The organism is Variovorax sp. KBS0712 (genome assembly GCF_006323185.2).
Lineage (GTDB): Bacteria > Pseudomonadota > Gammaproteobacteria > Burkholderiales > Burkholderiaceae_C > Variovorax > Variovorax boronicumulans.
Genome location: NZ_VCCD02000003.1, coordinates 690,146 through 712,814 on the forward strand (window position 1 = coordinate 690,146; position 22,669 = coordinate 712,814).

Below are 22,669 nucleotides of genomic sequence, written 5' to 3' on the forward strand. Positions count from 1 at the left end.
CCCCGGTCAGCGCAAGGCGCCGACCGCCACCGGGAAGGTGAAGAACGCCGCCACCGTCGTCCACAGGATGATGCGTGCGATGCGGCCGTTGTCGGCGCCGAAGCGCTCGGCCAGCATCGACACGTTGCTCGCGCTCGGCAGCGCCGCAACCAGCACGATCACGGCCAGCGCCGACGGTGCCAGCGGCAGCCCCAGCGCGATGGCACCACGCCCCAGCGCCCAGACCGCCAGCGGATGCAGCACCAGCTTCACCAGCACCACGGGCAGCACGTCGGCCAGCGGCGCTTTCGGCGTGGGCCCGGCGCCGGTGCCCATCGCCGCCGCCACCATGGCGCTGGCGCCGTGCTCGCGCGCCAGCAGCGCCGAGCGCGCCAGCACCGCGCCGATGGTGAAGAGCGCCACCGGCGAGGCCGCGTCGGCCAGCATGGCGATCGTGCGCTCGACCGGCCCGGGCAGCTGCCAGCGCACGGCCGACAGCAGCACGCCCAGCAGGATCGACCACGGCATCGGGTTCACGAGAATGCCGCGCAGCGCCTTGCGCGCGGCCAGCGTGGCGCCGTGCCGGCCCGCGCTGCCGGCACCGTCGAGCCGCGACAGCGCGATGCACAGCGACGAGGTCACGACCAGGTCGAACGCGATGGTGATGATGATCGGCCCGGCCGCCTGCGCGCCCAGCAGCGCCACCAGCAGCGGCACGCCCATGAAGCCGGTGTTCGGAAAGGCCGCCACCAGCGCGCCGAAGGCCGCGTCGTTCCAGCCGATGCGCGCATTGCGCGTGAACAGCACCACGCCCGCCACCACGGCCAGCGCGCAGATGCCCCAAATCAGTGCAACGCTGCCGTCCAGCAGCTGCGCGATGGGCGTACCGGCGCCGAAGCGCAACAGCATGCAGGGCAGCGCGAAATACAGCACGAAGGTGTTGAGCCCCGGGATCGCATCCAGCGGCAGGATGCGGGTGCGGGCGGCGGCGTAACCGGCCGCGATCAGGGCGAAGAAAGGAAAAGTAACAAGGAAAACAGGCAGCACGCCGGCATTGTCGTCCTCCTTCGTCGCGCGATGCCCGCTGACACGGACGGCCGCAGCCGGGCCCGTATCATTGCCCGCTTTGCGACGGCCGCGCCCTGCGGCCCCTCCTGCCTTTTTCGCGTTCCCGCTTTCCCGGTTCCCCCTCCCCCATGTCCCACGGTCTCAATCTCGCCCAGCAAGAAGCGGTCAACTACATGCACGGTCCCTGTCTGGTGCTCGCAGGTGCGGGCTCGGGCAAGACGCGCGTGATCACGCACAAGATCGGCCGGCTGATCCAGTCGGGCCTGAAGCCCGAGCGCATCGCGGCCATCACCTTCACGAACAAGGCGGCCGCCGAAATGCGCGAGCGCGCCAAGGACCTGATCGGGCGCGACGCGCGCAAGGTGGTGGTGTGCACCTTCCACGCACTGGGCGTGCGCATGATGCGAGAAGACGGCCACGTGCTGGGCCTGAAGAAGGCCTTCAGCATCCTGGACGCCGACGACGTCACCAAGATCCTGAAAGACTGCGGCGGCACCGTCGACATCGCCACCGCCCGCATCTGGCAGTGGACGATCAGCAAGTGGAAGAACATGGGCCTGAACGCTGCGCAGGCCGCGGCCGCCGCGGTGGACGACAACGAGCGCATCACGGCCGAGATCATGGTCCAGTACGAAGAGCGGCTGCAGGCCTACCAGAGCGTGGACTTCGACGACCTCATCGGCATGCCGCTGAAGCTGCTGTACGAGTTCCCCGAAGTGCGCGCCAAGTGGCAGGCCATGCTGGGCCACATCCTGGTCGACGAATACCAGGACACCAACGCCACGCAGTACGAAGTGCTCAAGGCGCTGGCCGGCGAGCGTGGCCAGTTCACGGCGGTGGGCGACGACGACCAGTCGATCTACGGCTGGCGCGGCGCCACGCTGGACAACCTGAAGAAGCTGCCGGTCGACTACCCGACGCTCAAGGTCATCAAGCTGGAGCAGAACTACCGCTCCACCAGCGCCATTCTTCGCGCGGCCAACAACGTGATCGGCCCCAACCCCAAGCTGTTTCCGAAGACGCTGTTCTCCGAACTCGGCGAAGGCGAGCCGGTGCGCATCGTCGATGCCGACACCGAGCTGCACGAGGCCGAGCGCACGGTGGCGCGCATCATCAGCCTGCGCGCGGGCGACACGGTGTCGCAGGGCAAGCAGTACAAGGAGTTCCGCGACTTCGCGATCCTGTACCGCGCCAACCACCAGGCGCGCATCTTCGAACAGGCGCTGCGCAAGGCACAGATTCCCTACAAGGTGTCGGGCGGCCAGAGCTTCTTCGACCGCGCCGAGATCAAGGACCTGTGCGGCTGGTTCCGCCTGTGGGTCAACAACGACGACGACCCGGCGTTCCTGCGCGCCATCACCACGCCCAAGCGCGGCATCGGCCACACCACGCTGGCCAGCCTGGGCAGCTTCGCGAGCCAGTACAAGCTGAGCCTGTTCGCGGCGCTGTTCAGCCCGTCGCTGCCGAGCGTGATCCCCAAGCGCACGCTCGACGGCGTGCACGAGTTCGGCCGCTACATCAACGACCTGGAATACCGCGCACGCCGCACCATGGGCGCCGAAGCCTCGCGCGCCTTCATGCTCGAGTGGCTCAAGGAGATCGACTACGAGCGCCATCTGTACGAAGGCGAAGACAGCGAGGCCGCGGCCGCCACGCGCTGGACCAACGTGCTGGAGTTCGTCGACTGGATGTCGCAACGCGCCGGCGGTTCGCTCGACGACGCATCAGGTGCCGACGACACGAACCCGAACGAGCACAAGAGCCTGCTCGAAGTGGCGCAGACCATCTCGCTGCTGTCGACCATCAGCGAGCGCGAGCAGGACCAGAACGTGGTCACGCTCTCGACGCTGCATGCGTCCAAGGGCCTGGAGTGGCCGCACGTGATGCTCATCGGCGTGACCGAGGGCCTGCTGCCCTTCAAGCTCGATGACGACAACGGCCGCCAGAAGGTGGTGAGCGACGAGACCACGCAGCGCCTGCAGGAAGAGCGCCGCCTCATGTACGTGGGCATCACACGCGCGCAGCGCAGCCTGGCCGTGAGCTGGACCAAGAAGCGCAAGCAGGGCCGCGACATGGTGCCCTGCATGCCCAGCCGCTTCATCGCCGAGATGGGCCTGGACAAGGCCACGACCAAGGAAGACCCGCGCGAGAAACTGAAGGCGCTGCGCGCCGAGTTCGCACGCAAGGCGCTGGACAGCGCGGCCAAGGCCGCTGCCACGCCATGAGGACGACGGCGACGGTCGCAGTCGCGCTGCTTGCCGCCGCCCTCGCGGCCGGTTGCGCAACGCCCCGCGACCCCAACTGCCCCGCCGACGCGCGCGAGCTGCCGCTGCAGGCGCTGTACGGCCAGTGGGACGCCCGCTTCGACGACCTGCCCGGCACGGCCGTCGTGCAGCTGGGCAAGCACCCCGAATACGCCGGCGTGCGCGGCACCATCACGCGCCGCGCCGACAGTGCCGCCACGAAAACCACCGTCGCGCAGCTCGCGGGCGATGTCGACGACGAGGGTGCGCTGTCCATCGACGAATCGCTGGACGGCCGCGCCATCAGCGGCGTCTGGTCGGGCACGCTGCAGCCCGGCGCCTGCGGCCGCGAGTTCCGCGGCACGTGGCGCGACGCCGCGACCGAGCGCACGCACCCGTTCGTGCTGCGCAAAACCGTCGCACAGGAAGGAAAGCCATGAAGACGACACGACGACACCCTGCTTCTCTGTTCACGCTGCGCACCGTGGCCGCCGTGGCCGCATGCCTCGGCGCCGCATCTGTCGCACAAGCACAAGCCGTCGACAAGCCCGCCAGCCCGCTGGCCGACGCGCAACTCACCTGGCAGCAATGCGCCGCGCTCGGCGCGAACAACGAAGCGCGCCTGGCCTGCTACGACCGCTGGTCGCAACAACAGACACTGCCCTCGGTGTCGGTGCCCGTGGCACCGCCGGTGCTCGCGAGCACGCAGCCGCCGGTGGACGGCACGATCCCGGCCACGCGCGTGGTCTCGGTCGCGACCACCGAAGGCTGCCGCGACCGCCAGTACTCGACGCTGTCGCGCTTCTGGGAACTCGAGAACGCCACCGACTGCGGCACCTTCGGCTTCCGCGGCTACCGCCCGCTCACGGTGTCGGCCTCGGCCGCCACCGACAAGCCCCAGCCGCCGACCTCGCCGTCGGCCGGCCACACGGCCGAGCCCGTGGCCTACCAGGCGAATGAAATGCGCATCGGCCTGTCGGTGCGCACCAAGCTCGCGCAGGGCATGCTCACGCAGAACGACCCGATCAAGAAGGACTCGCTGTGGTTCGCGTACTCGCAGCAGTCGACCTGGCAGCTGTTCAACGGCGCGATCTCGCGGCCCTTCCGCACCACCGACCACGAACCCGAGCTGATGTATGTCTACCCGACCGACTTCAAGCTGCCCGGCGGCTGGCGCTGGCGCTATGCGGGCGTGGGCATCGTGCACCAGTCGAACGGCCAGAGCCTGCCGCTGTCGCGCAGCTGGAACCGCGTGTACCTGATGGGCGGCGCCGAGCTCGACGACCGCTTCACCGTCACGGGCCGCGTCTGGCAGCGCATGTCCGAAAGCGCCGCGAAGGACGACAACCCCGACATCGCCGACTACATCGGCCGCGCCGAAGTCACGGGCCGCTGGAACCTCAACCGCGACAACCAGCTGGGCATCACGGTGCGCAACAACCTGCGCGACAGCGGCCGCGGTTCGGTGCGCCTCGAATGGCTGAAGGCCATCGGCGACCCGACCAAGAGCAACCTGCGCTTCCACACGCAGCTGTTCCATGGCTATGGCGACACGCTGGTGGACTACAACCGCAAGCGCACCGTGCTGAGCATCGGCCTCAGTCTTGTCGATTTCTGATCTTCCTCACTTCCAGGCCCCACAGATGAGTGCAGACCTCTCCCCCGTCGATGCCACGCAGCGCGAGATCATCGCGGCCCTGCACGTGGCGCCCGTCTTCGATGCCGCCGCCGAACTCGCGCGGCGCACCGACTTCCTCGCCGACTACCTGCGCAGCACCGGCCTGAAGACGCTGGTGCTGGGCATCAGCGGCGGCGTCGATTCGCTGACCGCCGGCTGCCTCGCGCAGCGCGCGGTCGAGAAGCTGCGCGCCGAAGGCCGCGACGCCACCTTCATCGCGATGCGCCTGCCCTACGGCGTGCAGCGCGACGAGGCCGAGGCGCAGGCCGGGCTGGCGGTGATCCGCCCCGACCGCCTGCTGACGGTGGACATCCGCCCCGCCGCCGATGCGATGCTGGCCGCGCTGCGCGCGGGCGGGCAGGCGTTTCGCGATGCGGCGCACGAGGACTTCGTGCTCGGCAACATCAAGGCGCGCCAGCGCATGATTGCGCAGTTCGCGGTGGCCGGCGCGCACGACGGCCTCGTGATCGGCACCGACCACGCGGCCGAAGCGCTCATGGGTTTCTTCACCAAGTTCGGCGACGGCGCGGCCGACATCACGCCGCTCACCGGCCTCAACAAGCGCCGCGTGCGCGCGGTGGCGCAGCTGCTGGGCGCGCCCGATGCGCTGGTCTACAAGGTGCCCACGGCCGACCTGGAGTCGCTGGTGCCGGGCAAGCCCGACGAAGACGCCTTTGGCGTGAGCTACGAGCAGATCGACGATTTCCTCGAAGGCAAGCCGGTGTCGGCTGCAGCGCGCGCGGTGATTCTTTCGACGCATCGCAAGAGCGCCCACAAGCGGGCGCTGCCCGTCGAACCGTTGGCGCCCACCGCATCACACTGACATGTCGCGCCAACGGCGAAAATGCACTGAACTAGTGTGCATGTGAACTAGCGACGGCAAAAAATCTCTCCAGAAAAGCTGTCGCTGCAGCGCGAAAACGGGTACGTGCTGCGCGCGGTCTACGGGCAGGGCTACCAGCTGGTACCTGTGTCCTCGCCGGCGCCGTCGTATCGCATGTGAGATCCGGGGTGCGACGGCACCCTCGCGCATCCAAAGAAAAGCGACCGCTTCAGACGGTCGCTTTTTCTTTTTGGGGGGCGACTTCTTGCGAGTCCGAGGTCCGCGCAGAAGATCGCAAGACCCAAAGGCTCAGGACCGCGGTGCCCCACCTTCGCGCTGCCGCATGCGCCACTCCCCGACGAAGTAGTCGGCGCGAAACTTCAATCGCTCGATCACGGCCTCGCGCGTCGGCTGCTGCGCAATCACCAGCACGCACCGCGGCTCGTTGCCCTCGCGAAGTTCCGCCTTGCCCGAACAGGCGCCTTCGGCGGATTGCTGCAGTTCGAGCCAGCAACTCCACCCGTCGGGCAGATCGAGATCGATGCATGTGGCGGCCATGGCGACCGGAGGATAAGTCGGTGCGGCGCAACCGCTCAATCCCCCAACATTGACCCTCCTCGCCGTGGGTGGGATGCCGCGGTCGCCGGGCGCAATGTCGGCGTCGACCGACATCGCTGCGCGCCGTCTGTCCTCACGACCGCCCCGTCGCGCGATCTAGGCTGACGCCCACGAATGGAAGGCGCCGCGCCGTGCACGACGCATGCAGCCCACGCCGTTTCCTCCCGACCCCACACAACCACCCCAAGGACATCAGCCCGTTGACGACCGCCACCGCCCCCGTTCCCGCCGGCCTTCCCGGCACCCACACGCCAGGCCCGACGCCGCACCGCTGGCAGTTCATCCGTGCGGGCGGCGTGGACCAGGTGGTGTTCCGCAGCGGCGAGGACATCGCACGCATCGCCGAGCTCGACCAGAAACTGTGGGTCGCACTCGCCTGCCCCACGCGCGGCATCGACTTCGATGCGCGCACGCTCGACCTCATCGACACCGACGGCGACGGCCGCGTGCGACCGCCCGAAGTCATCGCGGCCTGCCGGTGGGCCTGCGAGCGGCTGCGCAGCGCCGACGTGCTGCTCGCGGGCGGCGGCACGCTGTCGCTGGACGACCTCGACGACACGCGCGCGCCGGGCGCCGACCTCGCGAAGGAAGGCCGGCGCATCCTCGACCTGCTCGGCAAGCAGGACACGCACACGCTGACCCTCGCCGACATTGCCGACCGCGGCGAATGGCTGGCCGCGATGCGCTTCAACGGCGACGGTGTGGTCACGCCGGCCACGGCCGGCACCGACGACGCGCTGCACGCCACCATCGAGAAAGCGATGCGCACCCACGGCAGCACGCCCGACCGGCACGAGCAGACGCCCGGCCTCGATCGCGCACGTGCCGAGGCCTTCATGGCCGAAGCGCAAGCGGTCCGCGACTGGCATGCGCAGGGCGACGCAGAGGCGCTGCTCCCGCTGGGCGCACGCACGCTGGCCGCGGCCGAGGCCCTGCGCGCGGTCGCGGCCAAGGTCGACGACTTCTTCGCGCGCTGCCGCGTGGCCGCCTACGACGTGCAGGCGGTGGTGGCACTCAACCCCTCGCCCGAAGCCTACGACGCACTCGCGGGACACACCTTCGATGCGAGCGTGCAGCCGGTGGCCGAGTTGCCGCTGGCGCCGGTGACGCCCCATCGCGCATTGCCGCTGGGCGGTGCGAGCCTCAATCCCGCCTGGGCCGAGGCCATGGCCGCGTTCGCGCGCGACGCGGTGGTGCCGTTGCTCGGCGAACGCGACACGCTCGAAGAAGCCCAGTGGCAAGTGCTGCGCGAGCGGCTCGCGCCTTGCGACGCGTGGATCGCCGCGCGCCCTGACAACGCGCTCGCGGGCCTGCCGCGTGAACGCATCGATGCCCTGCTCGCGACACGCGACGCGTTGCTCGCACTCATTGCCGAAGACGAGGCCGCCGAGCACCACAACCGGTTGCTGACCGACCTCGAAAAGCTGCTGCGGCTGCAGCGCGACCTGCGCGTGCTGTTGCACAACTTCGTGTCGTTCAGGGCGTTCTACCGGCGCGAGGGCGCGATCTTCCAGGCGGGCACGCTCTACCTCGACGGGCGCAGCTGCGAGCTCACGGTGCAGGTGCAGGACACCGCGCGGCACGCCGCGCTGGCCGGCCTGGCGAAGACCTGCCTCGCGTACTGCGACTGCACGCGCCAGGGAGAGAAGATGAGCATCGTCGCCGCGTTCACGGCCGGCGACGTCGACTTCCTTTTTGCCGGGCGCAATGGCGTGTTCTACGACCGCCAGGGCCGCGACTGGGACGCCACCGTCACCAAGCTGATCGAGAACCCCACGAGCGTGGCGCAGGCCTTCTTCGCGCCGTACAAGAAGTTCGTGCGGCTGATCGAGGAGCAGGTGGCGAAACGCGCGGCGGCCAGCGAGGCCGGCTCGCAGAGCGCGTTGCAGACGCTGGCCGGACGCGTCGCCACCGCCGACCAACCGACCGACGCAGCGGCCTCGTCAACGAAGACGCCGGCCAAGCCGGGACCGATCCTTCCCACCGCCAGCCGCATCGACGTCGGCACCGTGGCCGCCATCGGCGTGGCGCTGGGCAGCATCAGTGCGGTGCTGGTCGGCATCTTCGGCAAGTTCGTCGACCTGGGGCAATGGATACCGGTGGCGCTCGTCGGCATCGTGATCGCGATCTCGGGACCGAGCATGCTGATCGCGTGGCTGAAGCTGCGCCAGCGCAGCCTGGGTCCGATCCTCGATGCGAGCGGATGGGCCATCAATGGCCGCATGAAGGTCAACGTGCGCCTGGGCGGCATGCTGTCGCAGACGGCGCGCGTGCCACCGGGTGCCCAGCGCATCGCGCCCGATCCGTACCGCCAGCGGCACGGCCTCGCGGGCGCGCTGGCCGTCACCTGCGTGGTCGGCGCGGTGCTGCTGCTGGCGTGGCGCATGGACTGGCTCGACCCTCGGTTGCCGCCGCGGTTGCAGCATGATCGGGCAACTGCAACCACACCGGGCGCGTGAACACATGACCATCGACTGGCACCTCGAACGCTTCGTGGCGGCGCAAGAGCCCGTCTTCGCCCAGGTCTGCGCGGAACTCGCGGCGGGACGCAAGCGCACGCACTGGATGTGGTTCGTGTTTCCTCAACTGAAGGCACTGGGCCGCAGTGCGACCGCGCAGTTCTTCGGCCTCGACGGTACCGCCGAGGCGACGGCGTACTGGCAGCACGCTGTGCTCGGTGAGCGACTGCGCCACTGCGCGGAGTTGGTGCGCGCCCTGCCCGGCAGCGATGCGCACCAGGTCTTCGGCTCGCCGGACGATCTCAAGCTGCGCTCCTGCATGACGCTGTTCGAGATCGTGGCGCCTGAAGCCCCCGTGTTCGGCGACGTGTTGGCGCAGTACTTCAATGGCGCGCGGGACGACGCGACGATCGCGCTCATCCGAGCTGCGTGATCAGAACCGGCCCTGGCCGTCGCCCGTGCGGTCATGCGCCCAGCGAATCGCTTGCTGCTCGGCGTGGCGCAGCGCCTCGGCCTCGCTGCCGTACGCGACGTTGTCCGTGTCGGGCGGCAAGCGCTGCTCCGCGCCTTCGACGTCGCTGCCCCCATAGGCGCGACAGAAGACCACGGGCCTGAAGGTCTGATCGTCCACTCGCTGCGCGGCGCACGAAAACCACCAGCCGAGATAGCTGAAGGTGAGAAGGCGCTCGCCGACGCCGTCCGCAACTTCCGTCGCAGACGGCGCACGGGGCATGGCGGGCGCGCGGCTGTCACCGGTCATGGTGAATGGCATCCCGAGGGTGCCGGCCGGTCAGCCCTTGGCGCTGCGGAATTGATCGCGCAGGCCCTTGATCTGATCGTGGTTGGCTTGCGCACCGTCGGCCTGGCGCTGCACCAGCATGCGCACCTCGGCCGGCAGGTCGGCCTTGAGGGCCTTGCGGTAACGCGCGAGTGCCGCGTCTTCGCCGCGCTCGCATTCCTCGAGCATCGACAGCGCGCTGTTCGCGCCGACCGCGCCCTTCACATGCACCCAGCCGCGATGCATCGCACCGCTGACCGTGCCGCCGTCGTCGGGTTTGCCGCCGAGTTGGCGGATGAGTGCGACGAGTTCGGATGCCGCGCTGGCGCATTGCGAGGCGCGGCTTTCGAACACCGGCTTCAGTTGCGCCGAGTCGACTTCCTTCGCGCAGGCGCGAAAGCCGTACTCGCCGTCGCGCGTGTTCTCCAGAAGGTCGTTCAGAACGTCGATCACCTGATCGTTGGACACCGCGTCCGCGGTGGTTGCCTGGATATCGTTGGCCATGGGTGGTTGCTCCTTGAAGGCCGGTCGCCGAAGCGAGGGCCGGGTTGAGAAAGAAAGACTGCAATGAGCCTTCATGGTCGACACGGTGCGGCAAGCGCCCTGTCGTCTCGACCCGACGACGCGTGTAAGCCGTGTCCGAGGCCACAGCCGCGTACCGCCATGCGCCGACAGCCTCAGGGGAATTGCGATGCCATGCGAGGCGGGCCTCGGCTGACGCGCTCGCGCGCACCGCCGCGGCAGCATCGCCCCGACTGGAGGACACGCGCATGGAGCGACTCTTTGATTCCTTCGCCAACACCGTCGCACGCTGGACGGGCAGCCCGGCGGCCTTCCTGGTCTGCGTGATCGTCGTCGTGGCCTGGGCGGTCGCGGGGCCGTTCTTCGGCTTTTCGGAAACGTGGCAGCTGGTGATCAACACGGGCACCACCATCGTCACTTTCCTCATGGTGTTCCTGATCCAGAACACGCAGAACCGCGACAGCGTCGCCCTGCAGACCAAGCTCGACGAACTGATCCGCACCTCCGACGCGGAGGACGACTTCATCGGCATCGAGAAGCTCACGGACAAGGAACTGATCGCGCTGCACGCGCGCTGCGAGGCGGCGGCCAAGCAGAGCCAGGCCACGCTGGCGAAGGCGCGGGCCGAACGCAGGCGCCGCGGGCATGACGACATCAACGGGGATCGGGCCGGATAGCGCGAACGCGATTCCCCAAACACGGCGCCAGAATGCAAAAAGCCCAACCTCGGAAGGTCGGGCTTTTTGACTGAATTTGGTGGCCTGGGGCGGAATCGAACCACCGACACGCGGATTTTCAATCTGAACAAGTCGACATGCTTTTGTGTTGATCGATGGTGATACAGGAGGTGATTTCTTTTTAAATCAATAACTTACATCGCTATCGAAAATTCTTTGCATAGATCGGTGTTGCCCAAAATTGCTCTAACCTGCCTACATGGTGCCTACACGGCACCATGTAGGCATCTATGACGACCAAACTGACTCTGACCGCTGCACGGGTAGAGAACCTACCCTGCGAGCCCGGCAAACAACAGACCATCCATTGGGACGCCAAGACCCCCGGGTTCGGCTTGCGGGTCACCGTGGCCGGTGCGCACGCCTACGTCTTCGAGTCCCGCCTGTTCGGCAAGACGCTGCGCGTCACGATCGGCGATGCACGCGCCTGGGAACTGGGCCGCGCGCGCACGGAAGCTAGCCGCCGCAAGATGCTCGTGAATGAGGGCAAGGACCCCAGGGAGGTGAAGGCCGAGCAGCGCCAGGCCTTGGAGGCCCGCCGAGAAGAGGCCGCACGCCAGGATGTGCTCTTTGGTCAGGCGTGGGACGCCTACATCCAGGAGCGCAAGACGTTTTGGAGCGAACGTCACTACAGCGACCACGTCCAGCACGCCTCGGAAGGCGGGGTGGCCAGGAAGCGGAGACAGGGCCTCACCCAGGCTGGTCCGCTGGCTGCGCTGCGCCCGCTGCGGCTACCGGACCTCACGGGAGCCCGCCTCGCGCAATGGCTCACGGCCGAGACCGCCACCCGCCCGACGATGACCGCCCTGTCGTTTCGACTGCTGCGAGGCTTCATTCGCTGGGCCAAGGACACGCCGGCCTACAAGGGGCTCATTCCCGCCGACAGTTACCAAACGCGCAGCGTGAAGGACGCCGTGCCGCGCGTGAAAGCCAAAGAGGGCGACTGCCTGCAGCGCGAACAGTTGGCCTCCTGGTTCACCAGCGTGCGCGAACTACCCAACCCGGTCATCAGCGCGTACCTACAAGGCCTGCTCCTCACTGGCGCCCGGCGCGAAGAGTTGGCGGCGCTGCGCTGAGAAGACGTGGATTTCCGCTGGCGCAGCCTGACGCTCAACGACAAAGTGGAAGGAACGGGAGGGCGGACCATCCCTCTCCCCCTTATCTGTCCAGCCTGCTGCTCAAACTCAAGCGGCTGAACGAAGTACCGCCGACTCGGCGACAAATCAGACGCCTCGAAGCACAAGGCCGCACCTGGAGCCCGTCACCCTGGGTTTTTCCAAGCCCGACCTCAGCAGATGGTAGGCTCGCCGAGCCGCGCAGTGCCCACACCAAGGCGCTCGAACAGGCCGACTTGCCGCACGTCACGCTGCACGGCCTGCGCCGATCGTTCGGCACATTGTCCGAATGGTGCGAGGCGCCGGCCGGTGCCATTGCGCAGATCCAGGGGCACAAGCCCAGCGCGATCGCCGAGAAGCACTACCGCCGCCGGCCACTGGACCTGCTGCGCAAGTGGCATGACCAGATTGAAGCTTGGATTTTGACCGAGGCCGGCGTCGAATTCACCGCCAGGCACGCACCCCAGACACCGAATGACCATGAAATCAACAAGCTTCACGATACAAGAGCTAAAGAAGCTGGACAGCCTTAACGCAACGTTCACCGGTTTCTTGAAGCTTCCAAAGTGGACCGTCGCGACCGGTGCAATGTTGATCAGCGGAGTGCAACCTGTGCCGCCGGCTATCAGTGTCCCAGACGAAGCTTGTCAACTGTCGGATCCCATCTCTCCCGCCCGGCCCAGTCAGCTGCAAAGCGCTCGCTCCGTGATGAAGGATTGGTCCGAATGTCACGAGGACGAGGATGGCTGCAGTTCCGAAGTACCAACGGAGGAAGAGCCAATCTCCTTCCTAATTTGGTGCGAAGAAGAATACAGGGGCTCGCTACGTCGACCGGTGTTTCTAGATCACTTCCTCGTCCTCGCAGGATTCGAAAATGCGACTCCGGTGCAGCAAAACGTGGTGGCTCGCCTCCTCGAACTGGAACAGCATGCCGCCGTGGAACGAAATAGACCCCCTTTGGTCGTTGAGGCTCAGTTGCCACATGATGCCCTCCTGAGGCCGGGCTTTTTTTCCAAACGCATGGTGGAGTTGGTTGAGGATCGCAAGATCAGATCGCCCATCGCTAGTGAGATCGCCGAGGCGCTCGACAGAACAGCCTCGACTGGGCCTTGGCGGCCCCTACTTGTTTGGGGGGAGTTGCTCGAGATGGCCGGAAGCGGGCGGTTCCCAGCGCTCAGACTCAAAGGCACCAACACAATCGAGATCCCCGGAGGATCGAAGCGTCCTTGGGAGCCTTTTACCTTAACCGCCCTTCAACAGTGGCTCAACCGCAACGAGACGCATCTCCTACCCAAAGCGGTTCCATCAGATGACACTGACCGCTCATGAACGATCACGACCGTTCACGAACGCTTATAAGGACGTGTCCCGCAGTTCTTAAATTGACACTGGCTCCACGCATCTGGATGGAGCCGCGATGAACCACGCAATACGACGCTGACCACGTGACTCCTACCCGGCGCGAAGTTTTTCTTCAACCGTTCAGAAGGAGCCATCATGGCACTCGATATTCGCAAGCAGCCTCCTCCAGCGGATCACTTCCGCTTCACCACCGACCAGTTCGCCGCGCAGCATCTGGTCGATGCGCAAACTGTCCGCAAGCGCCTGAGCAATCACGGCTCGTATTTCGGCGTCAAGCCGCTGCGCCTGCCGAACCGCCGCCTGCTGTGGCCGGCCGATTCGATCGCCACGCTGATCGAGGAGAGCCAGCAATGAGCCACATGACTACCACCATCGGGATCCAAGGCATCGATACGCTGATGACCTCGATCGACGCGCTCCAGCCCACGGCCGAACGCACCATCGCCGCCAAGTTCTCGGCGTTGCATCCCAACATCGAACAAGCCCTCGCTCGCGGCGTGACGCAGCGCGCCATCATGGAAGCGCTTGAGCGCGATGGCATCAAGCTGCACCCGGTGAAGTTCAAGAAGCTGCTTGACGAAGCGCGTGCTCAGCGCAACGACAGCCAGGAAGGCATCCGCTGCCCCATCTGCGGAGGGGTTCAGCTGACGCCCCAGGCGACAGAAATTCAGCTCGAAGAAGGGAGCGAAAAGTGAGCCAGCCGCATGGTGCGCCCCGTCCGCGCCAATTCACTCGCCGTGACATGTCCAAGCGCACACGCGTCCGCAAGCGTTTTTCGCAGACTGACTCCTACTTCGGCATTCGCCCCAGCAAGCTCCCTCGCGGAAAGCTGCGTTGGCCTGCGGATGCTGTTCAGCAGTTGTTTACCAACCCTGGGCAGTAGGCCAGTCCCTTCTCCAGCAGTCACCACGACGGCCACGCTACTGCTTGGGTCTTGATCAGAAATCGTCACCCGGATGGGCACGGCGATTGCCTCTGCCTGCGTCAGAAGCGCAGGCAGGGACTGGTCACGCCTTGCCGCGCGTCCTTTCCTCCTCTTTTTTGAAATTCAGATATGAAACTGCGTGACATCGAACTGTCGCTACCTCCCTCGGCCTTGCTGTTTCCGCGCTATGTCCTTCCCAAGCTCTTTTTCGATGCGTTCGAAGAAGGCGAGCGCAACATTCAAGCTCCTCAGGAGCTTGTTTTCGCGGCGATGCTTGCCCCTCTTTCCACCGCCTGCGTTGGCAAGACGCTGGTCGAGCGTCCCAATGGCATGCGCTCTCCCTGTGGCGTCAACTTGCTGACCTTCGCCGCATCAGGCGAGCGTAAAAGTTCTGCCGACCGCACCTACATGCAGCCTGTGCGTGACTTCCAAGCCAAGCACGAAGTACGTTTTGCGAAGCGTTTGCATGAGCACATGCTGGCCATGGACCACTGGGAAACGAAAAAGAAGGCTGCGGATCGCAACCTGAAAAACGCGCGCAAGAAAGACCTGCCTACGGAAGAACTCGAAAGCGCTGTCGACGCGCTGAATCTGATGAAGCCTGTTCGTCCCAAGGGGTACAAGCTGGTCTCGGAAGATGCGACGCCCCAAGCGCTGCTGAAGATGCTGCACCTGCACCATCCCGTCGGAGGCATCTTCTCGAGCGAAGGTGCTACGGTCTTCAATGCGCAGACCATGCAGAACTTGGGCATCCTCAACAAGCTCATGGACGGCGATGCCGTTCACGTTGAACGCGTAAGCAGCGAATCATTTGTCGTACGCGATGCGCGCTTTGTCATCTCCCTCATGGTCCAGTTTGGAGTCGGTATGGGGGTCGTGCAGAAAAACGAGAACACTATCCGTGACATCGGTCTTCTCGCCCGTTCCTTGCCCGCGGCCCCGCCGTCGACCCAGGGAACGCGGATGATCAGCGGAATCGAGCCAGAGTGGCCGAAGACAGAACTCTTCAACCGCCGCGTCTCGGAGTTGCTTAAAAAAAACTGCCCCGACAACCCCGAATCGGTGGAGGACACGGTTCTGAAGCTCTCTGCAGAGGCCAAGCAAGCGTGGATTGACGACTTCAACTCGATCGAGAGCTTACTGGGGCCGGGTGGATATTTTTCCGATGTGAAGGACGCTGCTTCCAAGCACTCGGAAAAAGTCGCTCGCGTGGCCGCCCTGTTCCATTGCCTGGTCTCGGACACCACTGTGATCGAAGTAGAGTCAGTTCGCAGCGCCGTCTCCGTGTGCCGTTGGTATCTCGAAGAGTTCAAGCGCATTTTCGGCGACAAGCCGCAGCAGCCACAGGAGTTCCAGGACGCGAATGTGTTGGGCAAGTGGCTGTGGGACCGCTGTCTGCAGCGCAACGGCCCGATGGCGCTTCCGCGCAACCACATCCTCCAGTACGGCCCCACCGCGCTGCGCAACAAGGGGCGCTGCCAAATCGCATTGGAGATCTTGGCCAGCCGCGGTGAGACCGAGGTGCGCCAGATCAAGAAGACGGCTTGGGTGCTGCTCAACCCTCACACATTCCCCGTCGCCCCGACCCCGACGGGCTGGAAGCACTGGCCGGTGCCTCCTGGGTTCTTTTTCGGCGAACAGTGATTCCATAGGCCGCCGGGGTGTGACGAGCTGCTATTCCTGCTACGAGTAGCAGGAATAGCAGTCGCTAATCACGATGATCCGTCTCAAAGATTGCTTGCCCGCGAAGCAGTTCCACTTCCTTGGCCAGGGCCACATGAGGCTCGATGGCGCGGGGCGACTTCTCGGGGCGAGAGGACTTGTCCAGCAAACCTGCCGCGCCATCAGCCAGGTAGCGGGCCAGCCACTTGCGGGCAGTGACAGCGCTGACACCGTGCGAAGCAGCCGCATCTGATGCGCTGGCGCCACGCTCAGTGATGTCTTGAACCATCTCCAGGCGGCGCAGGTACGTCAATCGGGCATTCTTATGGGTGTTCATCCGGTTCGGGGTCTTGAGTGGATTGGGGGTTTGGCGATTTCCAGTCTCTCAAAACTTCTCCGGGTGAACACCCGAAACAACCTATTGGGCCTTCACAGCTAGCGACAGTTTGGCCAAGCAGGCAACTTCGAACGCCTTCTGAGTCATGGACTCTTTCGCTCTAAGACGATACGAGAACTTCTAAAAAAGAAGTCGTAGCTAACGGTCTGGGCACTCCTTCACGAATTCGTTTCGTGAAGGAGTGCCCAGACCGTCTTTCAACCGATTTCCTTACGGCCACGATCGCTTCGTCGATCAATCCCGTAGGCGTTCGTCAAGTTGGCTCGCTGACTCTCAGCCTCTACAGCCCGCCGCACTTCTTCCAAGCGAGAGGGATCAGCTTGCTTGCGTGCAAGCATTGCGCGGTCCACCTGGCTGAGAAATTCTTCGTCGAGCGAGATGTCCGCCTTTTGAGACTGTGCACTTGAGGCTCTCGTCTTATCGACGTCCCTCACCGGGGCGCCTCCTTGAGGAAGATCGCCGCCACACGCTTGGCCCCTACTCCATGGGCAGGGAAGCCCACGATGACGGCGCGATCACGCTGCTGACAGATGCCGCAATTCAGGCAGTCAATGTTGCCCAGGCTTGCAGGGCACACAACGACCTGACGGCCTCCTGGCGTGCGCACTGGCTTGGTGGTGCCCTGCGGCAGAATCACGACGACGGGTGCGATCCCCAGGCTGGCGTAGCTGTCGGCCTGAGCCAGCGTCTGTGCGCTCAGGTTGACCGTGAAGCCAAGTTGATTCGCCTGCTGAATGGCTGCGCCGTTCGCTGGTGTGGGCGGGTAGTGGGTGTAGGTGAACCCGCGCCGCCCCCTGTTCGCCCTCGCCAGCCTGACGAGCAACCCAGCATCGATCACGTCCGGCGAGGATGGTGTCAGGTCTCCTGCCTGGTTGTGGCGCCACAGCGCGCGACGACGCAGTGTGCCGATCTCCTGCAGCAACTCGTCGAAGGTCGAGCCGCGTGAGCCTTCCGAGACGGCTTTCCAGTGAATCGCCAACGGCCCGCTCTCGGCATAGCAGCCGTTGCGCCGCAGGCCACAGTTCGCAGGACATGTGTTCGCGCTCGTCGTCGTGACCGCCATGGGCCCGGTCTTCGCATTGCGGCTGATGCGGGTGAAGTGATAGGTGAATGGTTCGGCGGGTGCAGTCGACGCAGCGGGCAGCGCCAGACCACCTCGTGAGATCGTGGTGACCAAGGTGTTCTCCTTTGAGAATCAATGCCGCAGCGCACCGCCCTCGCCTACCCACTGCCTGGGCTCGAGAAGAAGTCCGGGCCTGCGGGATGGAAGGGATGGCTCGGGCTCGCGGAGCCCAAGAAGGAATGAAGGGCCTAGCTATCGAGGCGCTGCTTGAGCTTTCGTTGGATCTCCAGGGCGCAGCCGCGCCAGGCATGGCCGCTGACCATTCCGGTATCCAGTGCCTCAGGCTCAGCTGCGGCCACCTTCTGCGCGTAGTACGTCAATGCCTGCAGTACGAAGGCCTGGATCAACGCCCCATGGGCGCTGAACTCCATCAGATCCACCACGAACTCGACGTTGGTCTGAGATTGAGATTGCTTCATGCGCGCGCCCTCGCCTCTGGCGCAGGTAGCGCCGTCGCTTGCTGCAGCTGCCTTGCCTTCATGCGGAAGAGCACCCCGTCCTCGCGCTGTACCTCCCAACCGCGCCGGCCCAGGCTGCGCCGCAGTTCGTAGGTACGCCCGTCGTACGAGACGCGCAGCCCCTGCCGAATGGCTGCTCGCTTGGCCATTCGGTTGGCATGGAACTCGCGCACCTTCTCGCGCCAGGGTCCTGCGTAGGGGCCAGTCGGAGGATCGGCGCGATCCAGAAAGGCCAATGGACAGTCGAAGTAGCACGGGCCGCAGCTCTCGTCCATGCTCTTGACGGCCACCTGGCCGCCCCTGCAGTCGATGAGGGTCAGACCGATCCAGATCCGTCCGGCGTGTTTCCCCGAGCGGGTCTGCGCCAGGAACCACAGTCGGTTGCCGATCGCGCGATGAGCGAGCACCGCGGCGAAAGCTCCCACGTTCTGCAGCTCGTCATAAACGGCTTGGTCCTTGGTAGCCCGGTAGACGATGCTCCCCATGTCAGTTGCTCCGGGTAGATGAGCCGAGCATGGCAACGCATGCGCAAGGCGGGTGGAATGTGGGAATGAGCGCGACGGGCACGCCGATCCCTGTGAGCAAGATGTTGTGTGGCATGTGACTGATGAAGAAAGCCCGCGCAAGGCGGGCTGTAGGGAGGGAAGAGAAATTCCGGGTATGGCCGCAGCGAGTCCCAGGGCAAGTTGTCGCGTGCGCGCTCATCCACCGGCGCCTGGCACGGCACAATTGCGCGCATGACGACGAAGGAGAGGCTGTCCGACGAGGAGCTAGGCGTACTGGCGAGCGAGTGGCGCAAGAAGGCGCTGCAGGGAGACCTCTACGCGCGCGGCACCGCTCACGAGTTCGAGACAGAAATGCGCCGCCGCGCCGGCTCGCCATTCACGAACTACGACACCCTGGACCTGCGCCCTCTGGAACTGCGGACAGCAACGCAGCGTCGGTGGTGGCGGTTCTGGCGGGTCGGTTGACCGACGGGAGCTTTCAGGGCTCAGAGATCACAGTGCGACCATCCCGCCTTGGTCGAGCGGTGCCTGATCGATCTCCACGCAGTGCCAGAACTCGCGCTCGGCATCGATGAGCCGCGATATCTCGACGTCGTCCCGCTCGACGCGATAGATGCGCAGATCCTGCCCACAGATCAGGGCGACGACGTCCATGGCTTGGACACCGGCAACGGCCAGTTGATGCAGGACCTGAATCCGCACGTAGCCGGGAAGGCCTTCAGCCCACATTGCCGCAGCATCCATCCCGACGCATCGGCACTCCAGGAGTTGGACGTCGGCAGCACCGACAACCTCGCGACCGGGGTGGGCGAACATCCAAGGGTGCTGAGGATGCCGCAGCAAGGTGCTGGTACGCTGCACCTTGCGGCCAGTGCGCAAGATGTAGTGCGCTGCAACGATGGGATCGAGCAGTCGATTCCAGTAGGAAGCACTGTCATCGAGCTGCGAGCGGTGCTTCTGGGCAGGCTGCAGCAGGTCATGCCGCTCTGTCTTCTCCATCCAGAGCCGGACTGGCGTCTTGAAGGGATCACGACCGACGGCTGCAGCGGCGTCGAGGTGTCCGAGGCCGGCTTCGCGCATGTTCGGCCATCGCTCGGGCGTCGGCGTCTGCGGATGGGCGCGCTGAACCAGTTGCAATGCAGGGCCGCGCCGCCTGACGCGCGCTGCCAGAGTGCGTTGCGTGGTCCCGGTGTTTGGATTCTTCATGAGTTCTCTCCATGAAAGGGTTGGAATCGATCCCCATCCAGCAAAAAGCCCCACCCTCTCAATGGAGAGGCGGGGCTTTGGCAGAGGGACCGGATGTGGAAAGTTCGGATGCAGAAGTCTGGGAGGTCGCAGACCGGCGAAACCACATCAGTCCAGGTCCGGGTCCTCGGGGTCGTCGTAGTACGGGGCGCTCGTTGGGGACGGATCGGTCGGTCGGAACGACGACGACACAGGTGATGAATCCGGCGGCGACCACGGTCCATCGGACGCGCCCCGTCGACCACTGAATGTGTGACCGCAGGTGGCGCACCTGCAGTTGTTCAGGACCCGGTCATCGACGACGCGACCGAAGATGGCACCGACCTCGGTGCCCAGCGCGCCGCCACCCAGGCCTCCGAGAACGACCCCGATGACGGTGCCGAGTGTTCCGCCGGCCGGGCCAGCCGCCATGCCGATTGCGAAGCCGGCGCGCGCGCCGCGAAGCGCACCGGCAACGCCGCCGGCAGCACCTGCCAAGCCACCGAGCGTGCCGCCGGTTCGCTGGGCGACGTCACGGGTTTCGATGCGGTCGGAGCCGCAGTTGGGACATTGAAGATAAGACAAGGTGAATGGGTCCTTTTGTTGAGGTTGCGGGGTTGGGATGGAAAGGACGCAAGGGCGAATCAAGGGAGCTGCGGCGATGCGGCGGCATAGAGCCCGACGCGGGCGGTGGCCGCGCCGGGCGCATCGGAAGACGGAAACGAAAAAGCCGCCCGAGGGCGGCTTGTGGTGAGCGGAGAGATAGCTCTCTTGGAGCGAGACAGCTCCTGTTGTGGCGTCAGGAGCGCTTACCTTCGCGGCACTCGCTCTCCCATTCGGAGAGCTGGTCGGCGGTGATCACCTCGTCGTTCCCGTGCTGAATCCGAAAGGCGACGATGCGGGCATCCACGCAGCCCTGGAGTTTGGCTGGCGTGAGCGCCATGCCTGACGAGGGTGCCGCGGCTGGTGTGCTCGAGGTGGCGGCTACCACCGCGTGGTAACACTCGGCGGAGAGTTGATCAATCGCTGTGTCATTGAGGAAGTCTCGCCCCTCCTGAGCCAGTTTGTCGCGGCGCTCCTTGACGCAAGCCCGGACCTTCTCCTGGCGCGCGTCTTCAGCGATCCTCTCCAGATCGGGGAGATACCCATCGCTGGGATCCGCCGCGTAGATCACCTTGCCGTTTGCGTAGCGCTGAGCGACGTACTGCTCGTTCACGGTCCGTTCGGTCTTGGGATCGCGCTTTGAACGCAACACATCGCCGTCCAACTGGCCCATCACCCAGTTTTGGCGATATTCGAGGACTCCGCTCTCATGGACATACTGCTCTTCGAGTCCGTGCTTCACCCCCATCTGCACATGCGATCGGTAGTACAGCTGGGAGCCATGCTTGACGTACTCGACGATCTCGCCCGTGATGGCCCCGTCTTCGACCGGGATGCGGCGCACGAGCTTGCCAGACTGGTCATCGAAGATTTCTTCGGTCTGGGCGAGCTTGCCCTGTTTGAAGGTCACATTGAGCACCTCCCGGCCGCTTTCGGGACCGTAGACGACAGAGCGACCATCAAGGACACCGTGATCGGTGCGGACCACTGCCTTGGGCTTGTTCGTCCCTGGGAAGTAGAACTTGAACTCGCCCGTGAGCACGCCTTGATCGAATGTCATTTCGTAGGCCTGGAATTTCCCTGCGCCCGTGGTGCAGGTCGTTGTGCCATCCAGGACACCTTTGTCGACTCTGACTTCGCAGACTTGGCCCATGACGTTGTGCTGAATGCCCGGAGCCGCCTTGTCCAGCACGTTTGTGGGAAGCGCGCTGACGACTTCGAACTCCTTGCGTATGAGGATCGTGTGACTTGGCACGTTGTCGATCTTGCCGCTGAAAGGCTTGTCGGCGCCTTGGCGGTAGAACTTGCCTTGGACGATCTCCGCGTTGCGGAACTCCATGGTCGTGGGACCGCAGGCGGCCAATAGGACTGCAGCGGCCACGGCCATGCTTGGCGCAAGAAGCGCCTTGAGTATTTGTTTCATGGGATGTGTAGAAAGGAAAGGATGGGGGGTGACGTGGCCCAGATCACTTCCTCAGTGACAGACCGATCGCTCCGCCGATGAGTACCAGCCCCGCGGAGCCCTGGAAGGCCTCCTCGTCGGATCCGAGCGCGACCAGAAGCAGCGTGGTCATGATCGTCAGGACTACCTTGACGCTCTTGGGGAAGGTTTTGACGGTGTTGCCGACGAGGTAGTAAATCTCGCCGGTCCAGGCGATGACCACGGCGGCCGGGGCGAAGACCAACAGCATGCAGACGAGCGCCCAGCGCTGGCGGAACCAAGGGATCGAGCCGTAGGGGCTCGGCGACCCAGCTAGCGGTACATAGGTGGTGGGCGCATGCGGTGCGACAGCTTGTGGAGCTCCGCACTTGGGGCAAGTCGGAGCGGTTTCGTGGATCTGGTGGCCGCAGCCGCGGCAGTGGACGAAGTTGGTCATTGGGTTCTCCTTAGTTGTTGACTGAACTGGAAGGTCAAGGAAGGGGCGAGTGAACGCCGGACGTGGAGCCTCACGTGCCTCTGCGGATCTCAAAGCGACAGCAAGCTACCAAGGCGCTTCGACGCTCCTTGAAACTCTTCTTCTAAAATGGTAACCATATCCCGCGCAATCTTATCCCGTGGAGCTTTATGCGGGAGAGCAAGACCATTGGCGGATGGTCAAAACTGGTTCATCGGACAAACAGAAAGCCTCGGGGTTAGTGGCTTTCGGAGAAGCCGTTCGCCGCCGTAGGAAAGACCTTGGCTACTCGCAAGAGGCGTTTGGGGATGCTTGCGGGATAGATCGCAGCTATATGGGCGGCATTGAACGTGGCGAGCACAATCTCGCGCTCATCAATATCCTCAAAATCATCGAAGGCCTCGGTGTCCAACCATCAGAGTTTTTCAAGGACATGGACAAACCCGTCGGCCACGCACGCAAGCCAACACGGAAGAGCTGAGTTCTCCTACGTG

The 22,669-nt window shown here is 65.0% G+C and carries 24 protein-coding genes and 2 pseudogenes; 14 read left to right on the forward strand and 12 right to left on the reverse strand.

Translation table 11 applies throughout. The features are described 5' to 3' along the window. Positions 1-6: 6 nt before the first annotated feature. On the reverse strand, positions 7-1,026 hold the full coding sequence (locus FFI97_RS27980) for an AEC family transporter (RefSeq protein WP_095949457.1): 1,020 nt from the start codon (positions 1,024-1,026) through the stop codon (positions 7-9). A 149-nt stretch (positions 1,027-1,175) separates the two neighbouring features. Between FFI97_RS27980 and FFI97_RS27985 the strand changes: the two genes are divergently transcribed. Genes FFI97_RS27985 through nadE form a run of 4 tightly spaced genes read left to right on the forward strand, consistent with a single transcriptional unit; the run spans position 1,176 to position 5,791 of the window. After that, positions 1,176-3,272, forward strand: coding sequence for an ATP-dependent helicase (locus FFI97_RS27985; RefSeq protein ID WP_062476196.1), 2,097 nt, complete (start codon positions 1,176-1,178; stop codon positions 3,270-3,272). Continuing rightward, on the forward strand, positions 3,269-3,730 hold the full coding sequence (locus FFI97_RS27990; RefSeq protein WP_062476193.1) for a hypothetical protein: 462 nt from the start codon (positions 3,269-3,271) through the stop codon (positions 3,728-3,730). Before FFI97_RS27985 ends, FFI97_RS27990 begins: the two co-directional genes overlap by 4 nt. Further along, a complete protein-coding gene (locus FFI97_RS27995) occupies positions 3,727-4,908 on the forward strand; it encodes a phospholipase A (RefSeq protein WP_062476190.1) in 1,182 nt (393 codons plus the stop codon). The genes FFI97_RS27990 and FFI97_RS27995 overlap by 4 nt, the downstream gene beginning before the upstream one ends. A 25-nt stretch (positions 4,909-4,933) precedes the next feature. Continuing rightward, a complete protein-coding gene (nadE, locus tag FFI97_RS28000; RefSeq protein ID WP_062476187.1) occupies positions 4,934-5,791 on the forward strand; it encodes an ammonia-dependent NAD(+) synthetase in 858 nt (285 codons plus the stop codon). Between the two features lie 309 nt (positions 5,792-6,100). On the opposite strand, the gene FFI97_RS28005 is transcribed toward nadE, so the two are convergent. Next, the gene (locus tag FFI97_RS28005) at positions 6,101-6,463 is read right to left on the reverse strand and encodes a hypothetical protein (protein WP_139701528.1); all 363 of its coding nucleotides are present in this window, start codon (positions 6,461-6,463) and stop codon (positions 6,101-6,103) included. A 146-nt stretch (positions 6,464-6,609) separates the two neighbouring features. On the opposite strand from FFI97_RS28005, the gene FFI97_RS28010 reads away from it, so the two are divergent. Both FFI97_RS28010 and FFI97_RS28015 read left to right on the forward strand, forming a co-directional pair. Next, positions 6,610-8,868 carry a hypothetical protein gene (locus FFI97_RS28010; RefSeq protein ID WP_062476181.1) on the forward strand — a complete coding sequence of 753 codons (2,259 nt, stop codon included), beginning with the start codon at positions 6,610-6,612 and terminating at the stop codon, positions 8,866-8,868. 4 nt (positions 8,869-8,872) lie between these two features. Next, entirely contained in the window at positions 8,873-9,301 is a 429-nt protein-coding gene (locus tag FFI97_RS28015; protein WP_062476178.1) for a DUF1810 domain-containing protein, read from the forward strand. Here the strand turns inward: FFI97_RS28015 and FFI97_RS28020 are convergent, their stop codons facing one another. Continuing rightward, a complete protein-coding gene (locus FFI97_RS28020; protein ID WP_255221129.1) occupies positions 9,302-9,628 on the reverse strand; it encodes a hypothetical protein in 327 nt (108 codons plus the stop codon). Positions 9,629-9,658: 30 nt separating this feature from the next. Further along, positions 9,659-10,150: a ferritin-like domain-containing protein gene (locus FFI97_RS28025; RefSeq protein ID WP_062476175.1), complete on the reverse strand. Its 492-nt coding sequence runs from the start codon at positions 10,148-10,150 to the stop codon at positions 9,659-9,661. 266 nt (positions 10,151-10,416) lie between these two features. On the opposite strand from FFI97_RS28025, the gene FFI97_RS28030 reads away from it, so the two are divergent. From FFI97_RS28030 to FFI97_RS28055, 6 genes and pseudogenes are all read left to right on the forward strand, one after another. Beyond that, entirely contained in the window at positions 10,417-10,845 is a 429-nt protein-coding gene (locus tag FFI97_RS28030) for a low affinity iron permease family protein (protein ID WP_062476172.1), read from the forward strand. A 290-nt stretch (positions 10,846-11,135) separates the two neighbouring features. Beyond that, positions 11,136-12,553, forward strand: a pseudogene (locus FFI97_RS28035) (tyrosine-type recombinase/integrase). Further along, positions 12,501-13,349 carry a hypothetical protein gene (locus FFI97_RS28040; RefSeq protein WP_139701529.1) on the forward strand — a complete coding sequence of 283 codons (849 nt, stop codon included), beginning with the start codon at positions 12,501-12,503 and terminating at the stop codon, positions 13,347-13,349. Before FFI97_RS28035 ends, FFI97_RS28040 begins: the two are co-directional and overlap by 53 nt. A gap of 168 nt (positions 13,350-13,517) precedes the next feature. Then, positions 13,518-13,736 (forward strand): hypothetical protein, encoded by a 219-nt coding sequence (locus FFI97_RS28045; RefSeq protein ID WP_062476169.1) that lies wholly within the window; start codon positions 13,518-13,520, stop codon positions 13,734-13,736. Positions 13,737-13,741: 5 nt separating this feature from the next. Further along, the gene (locus tag FFI97_RS28050) at positions 13,742-14,077 is read left to right on the forward strand and encodes a hypothetical protein (protein ID WP_139701530.1); all 336 of its coding nucleotides are present in this window, start codon (positions 13,742-13,744) and stop codon (positions 14,075-14,077) included. A 359-nt stretch (positions 14,078-14,436) separates the two neighbouring features. Continuing rightward, positions 14,437-15,951 (forward strand): YfjI family protein, encoded by a 1,515-nt coding sequence (locus FFI97_RS28055; RefSeq protein WP_062476163.1) that lies wholly within the window; start codon positions 14,437-14,439, stop codon positions 15,949-15,951. Positions 15,952-16,075: 124 nt separating this feature from the next. Here FFI97_RS28055 and FFI97_RS28060 read toward each other — a convergent pair. The 4 genes and pseudogenes from FFI97_RS28060 to FFI97_RS28075 all read right to left on the reverse strand — a co-directional run. Beyond that, a pseudogene (locus tag FFI97_RS28060) lies at positions 16,076-16,306 on the reverse strand (leucine zipper domain-containing protein); the annotation flags it as partial. Positions 16,307-16,796: 490 nt separating this feature from the next. Further along, positions 16,797-17,543: a hypothetical protein gene (locus FFI97_RS28065; protein WP_255221128.1), complete on the reverse strand. Its 747-nt coding sequence runs from the start codon at positions 17,541-17,543 to the stop codon at positions 16,797-16,799. 134 nt (positions 17,544-17,677) lie between these two features. Beyond that, complete coding sequence (locus tag FFI97_RS28070; RefSeq protein WP_062476153.1) at positions 17,678-17,908, reverse strand: hypothetical protein; 231 nt, start codon at positions 17,906-17,908, stop codon at positions 17,678-17,680. After that, positions 17,905-18,432 carry a hypothetical protein gene (locus tag FFI97_RS28075; RefSeq protein WP_139701531.1) on the reverse strand — a complete coding sequence of 176 codons (528 nt, stop codon included), beginning with the start codon at positions 18,430-18,432 and terminating at the stop codon, positions 17,905-17,907. Before FFI97_RS28075 ends, FFI97_RS28070 begins: the two co-directional genes overlap by 4 nt. 252 nt (positions 18,433-18,684) lie before the next feature. Between FFI97_RS28075 and FFI97_RS28080 the strand changes: the two genes are divergently transcribed. Next, positions 18,685-18,918: a hypothetical protein gene (locus FFI97_RS28080; protein WP_062483092.1), complete on the forward strand. Its 234-nt coding sequence runs from the start codon at positions 18,685-18,687 to the stop codon at positions 18,916-18,918. Positions 18,919-18,945: 27 nt separating this feature from the next. On the opposite strand, the gene FFI97_RS28085 is transcribed toward FFI97_RS28080, so the two are convergent. The 4 genes from FFI97_RS28085 to FFI97_RS28100 all read right to left on the reverse strand — a co-directional run bounded on the left by FFI97_RS28085 (position 18,946) and on the right by FFI97_RS28100 (position 22,157). Then, positions 18,946-19,659, reverse strand: a complete 714-nt coding sequence (locus tag FFI97_RS28085; protein WP_139701532.1) for a YqaJ viral recombinase family protein — start codon at positions 19,657-19,659, stop codon at positions 18,946-18,948. Between the two features lie 147 nt (positions 19,660-19,806). Next, complete coding sequence (locus FFI97_RS34365; protein ID WP_185993735.1) at positions 19,807-20,262, reverse strand: hypothetical protein; 456 nt, start codon at positions 20,260-20,262, stop codon at positions 19,807-19,809. 214 nt (positions 20,263-20,476) lie between these two features. Beyond that, positions 20,477-21,703, reverse strand: a complete 1,227-nt coding sequence (locus FFI97_RS28095) for a hypothetical protein (RefSeq protein ID WP_139701533.1) — start codon at positions 21,701-21,703, stop codon at positions 20,477-20,479. Between the two features lie 43 nt (positions 21,704-21,746). After that, positions 21,747-22,157: a zinc ribbon domain-containing protein gene (locus FFI97_RS28100; RefSeq protein ID WP_082818273.1), complete on the reverse strand. Its 411-nt coding sequence runs from the start codon at positions 22,155-22,157 to the stop codon at positions 21,747-21,749. A gap of 178 nt (positions 22,158-22,335) precedes the next feature. On the opposite strand from FFI97_RS28100, the gene FFI97_RS28105 reads away from it, so the two are divergent. Then, positions 22,336-22,656: a helix-turn-helix domain-containing protein gene (locus FFI97_RS28105; RefSeq protein ID WP_255221189.1), complete on the forward strand. Its 321-nt coding sequence runs from the start codon at positions 22,336-22,338 to the stop codon at positions 22,654-22,656. The last annotated feature ends 13 nt before the right edge of the window (positions 22,657-22,669 follow it).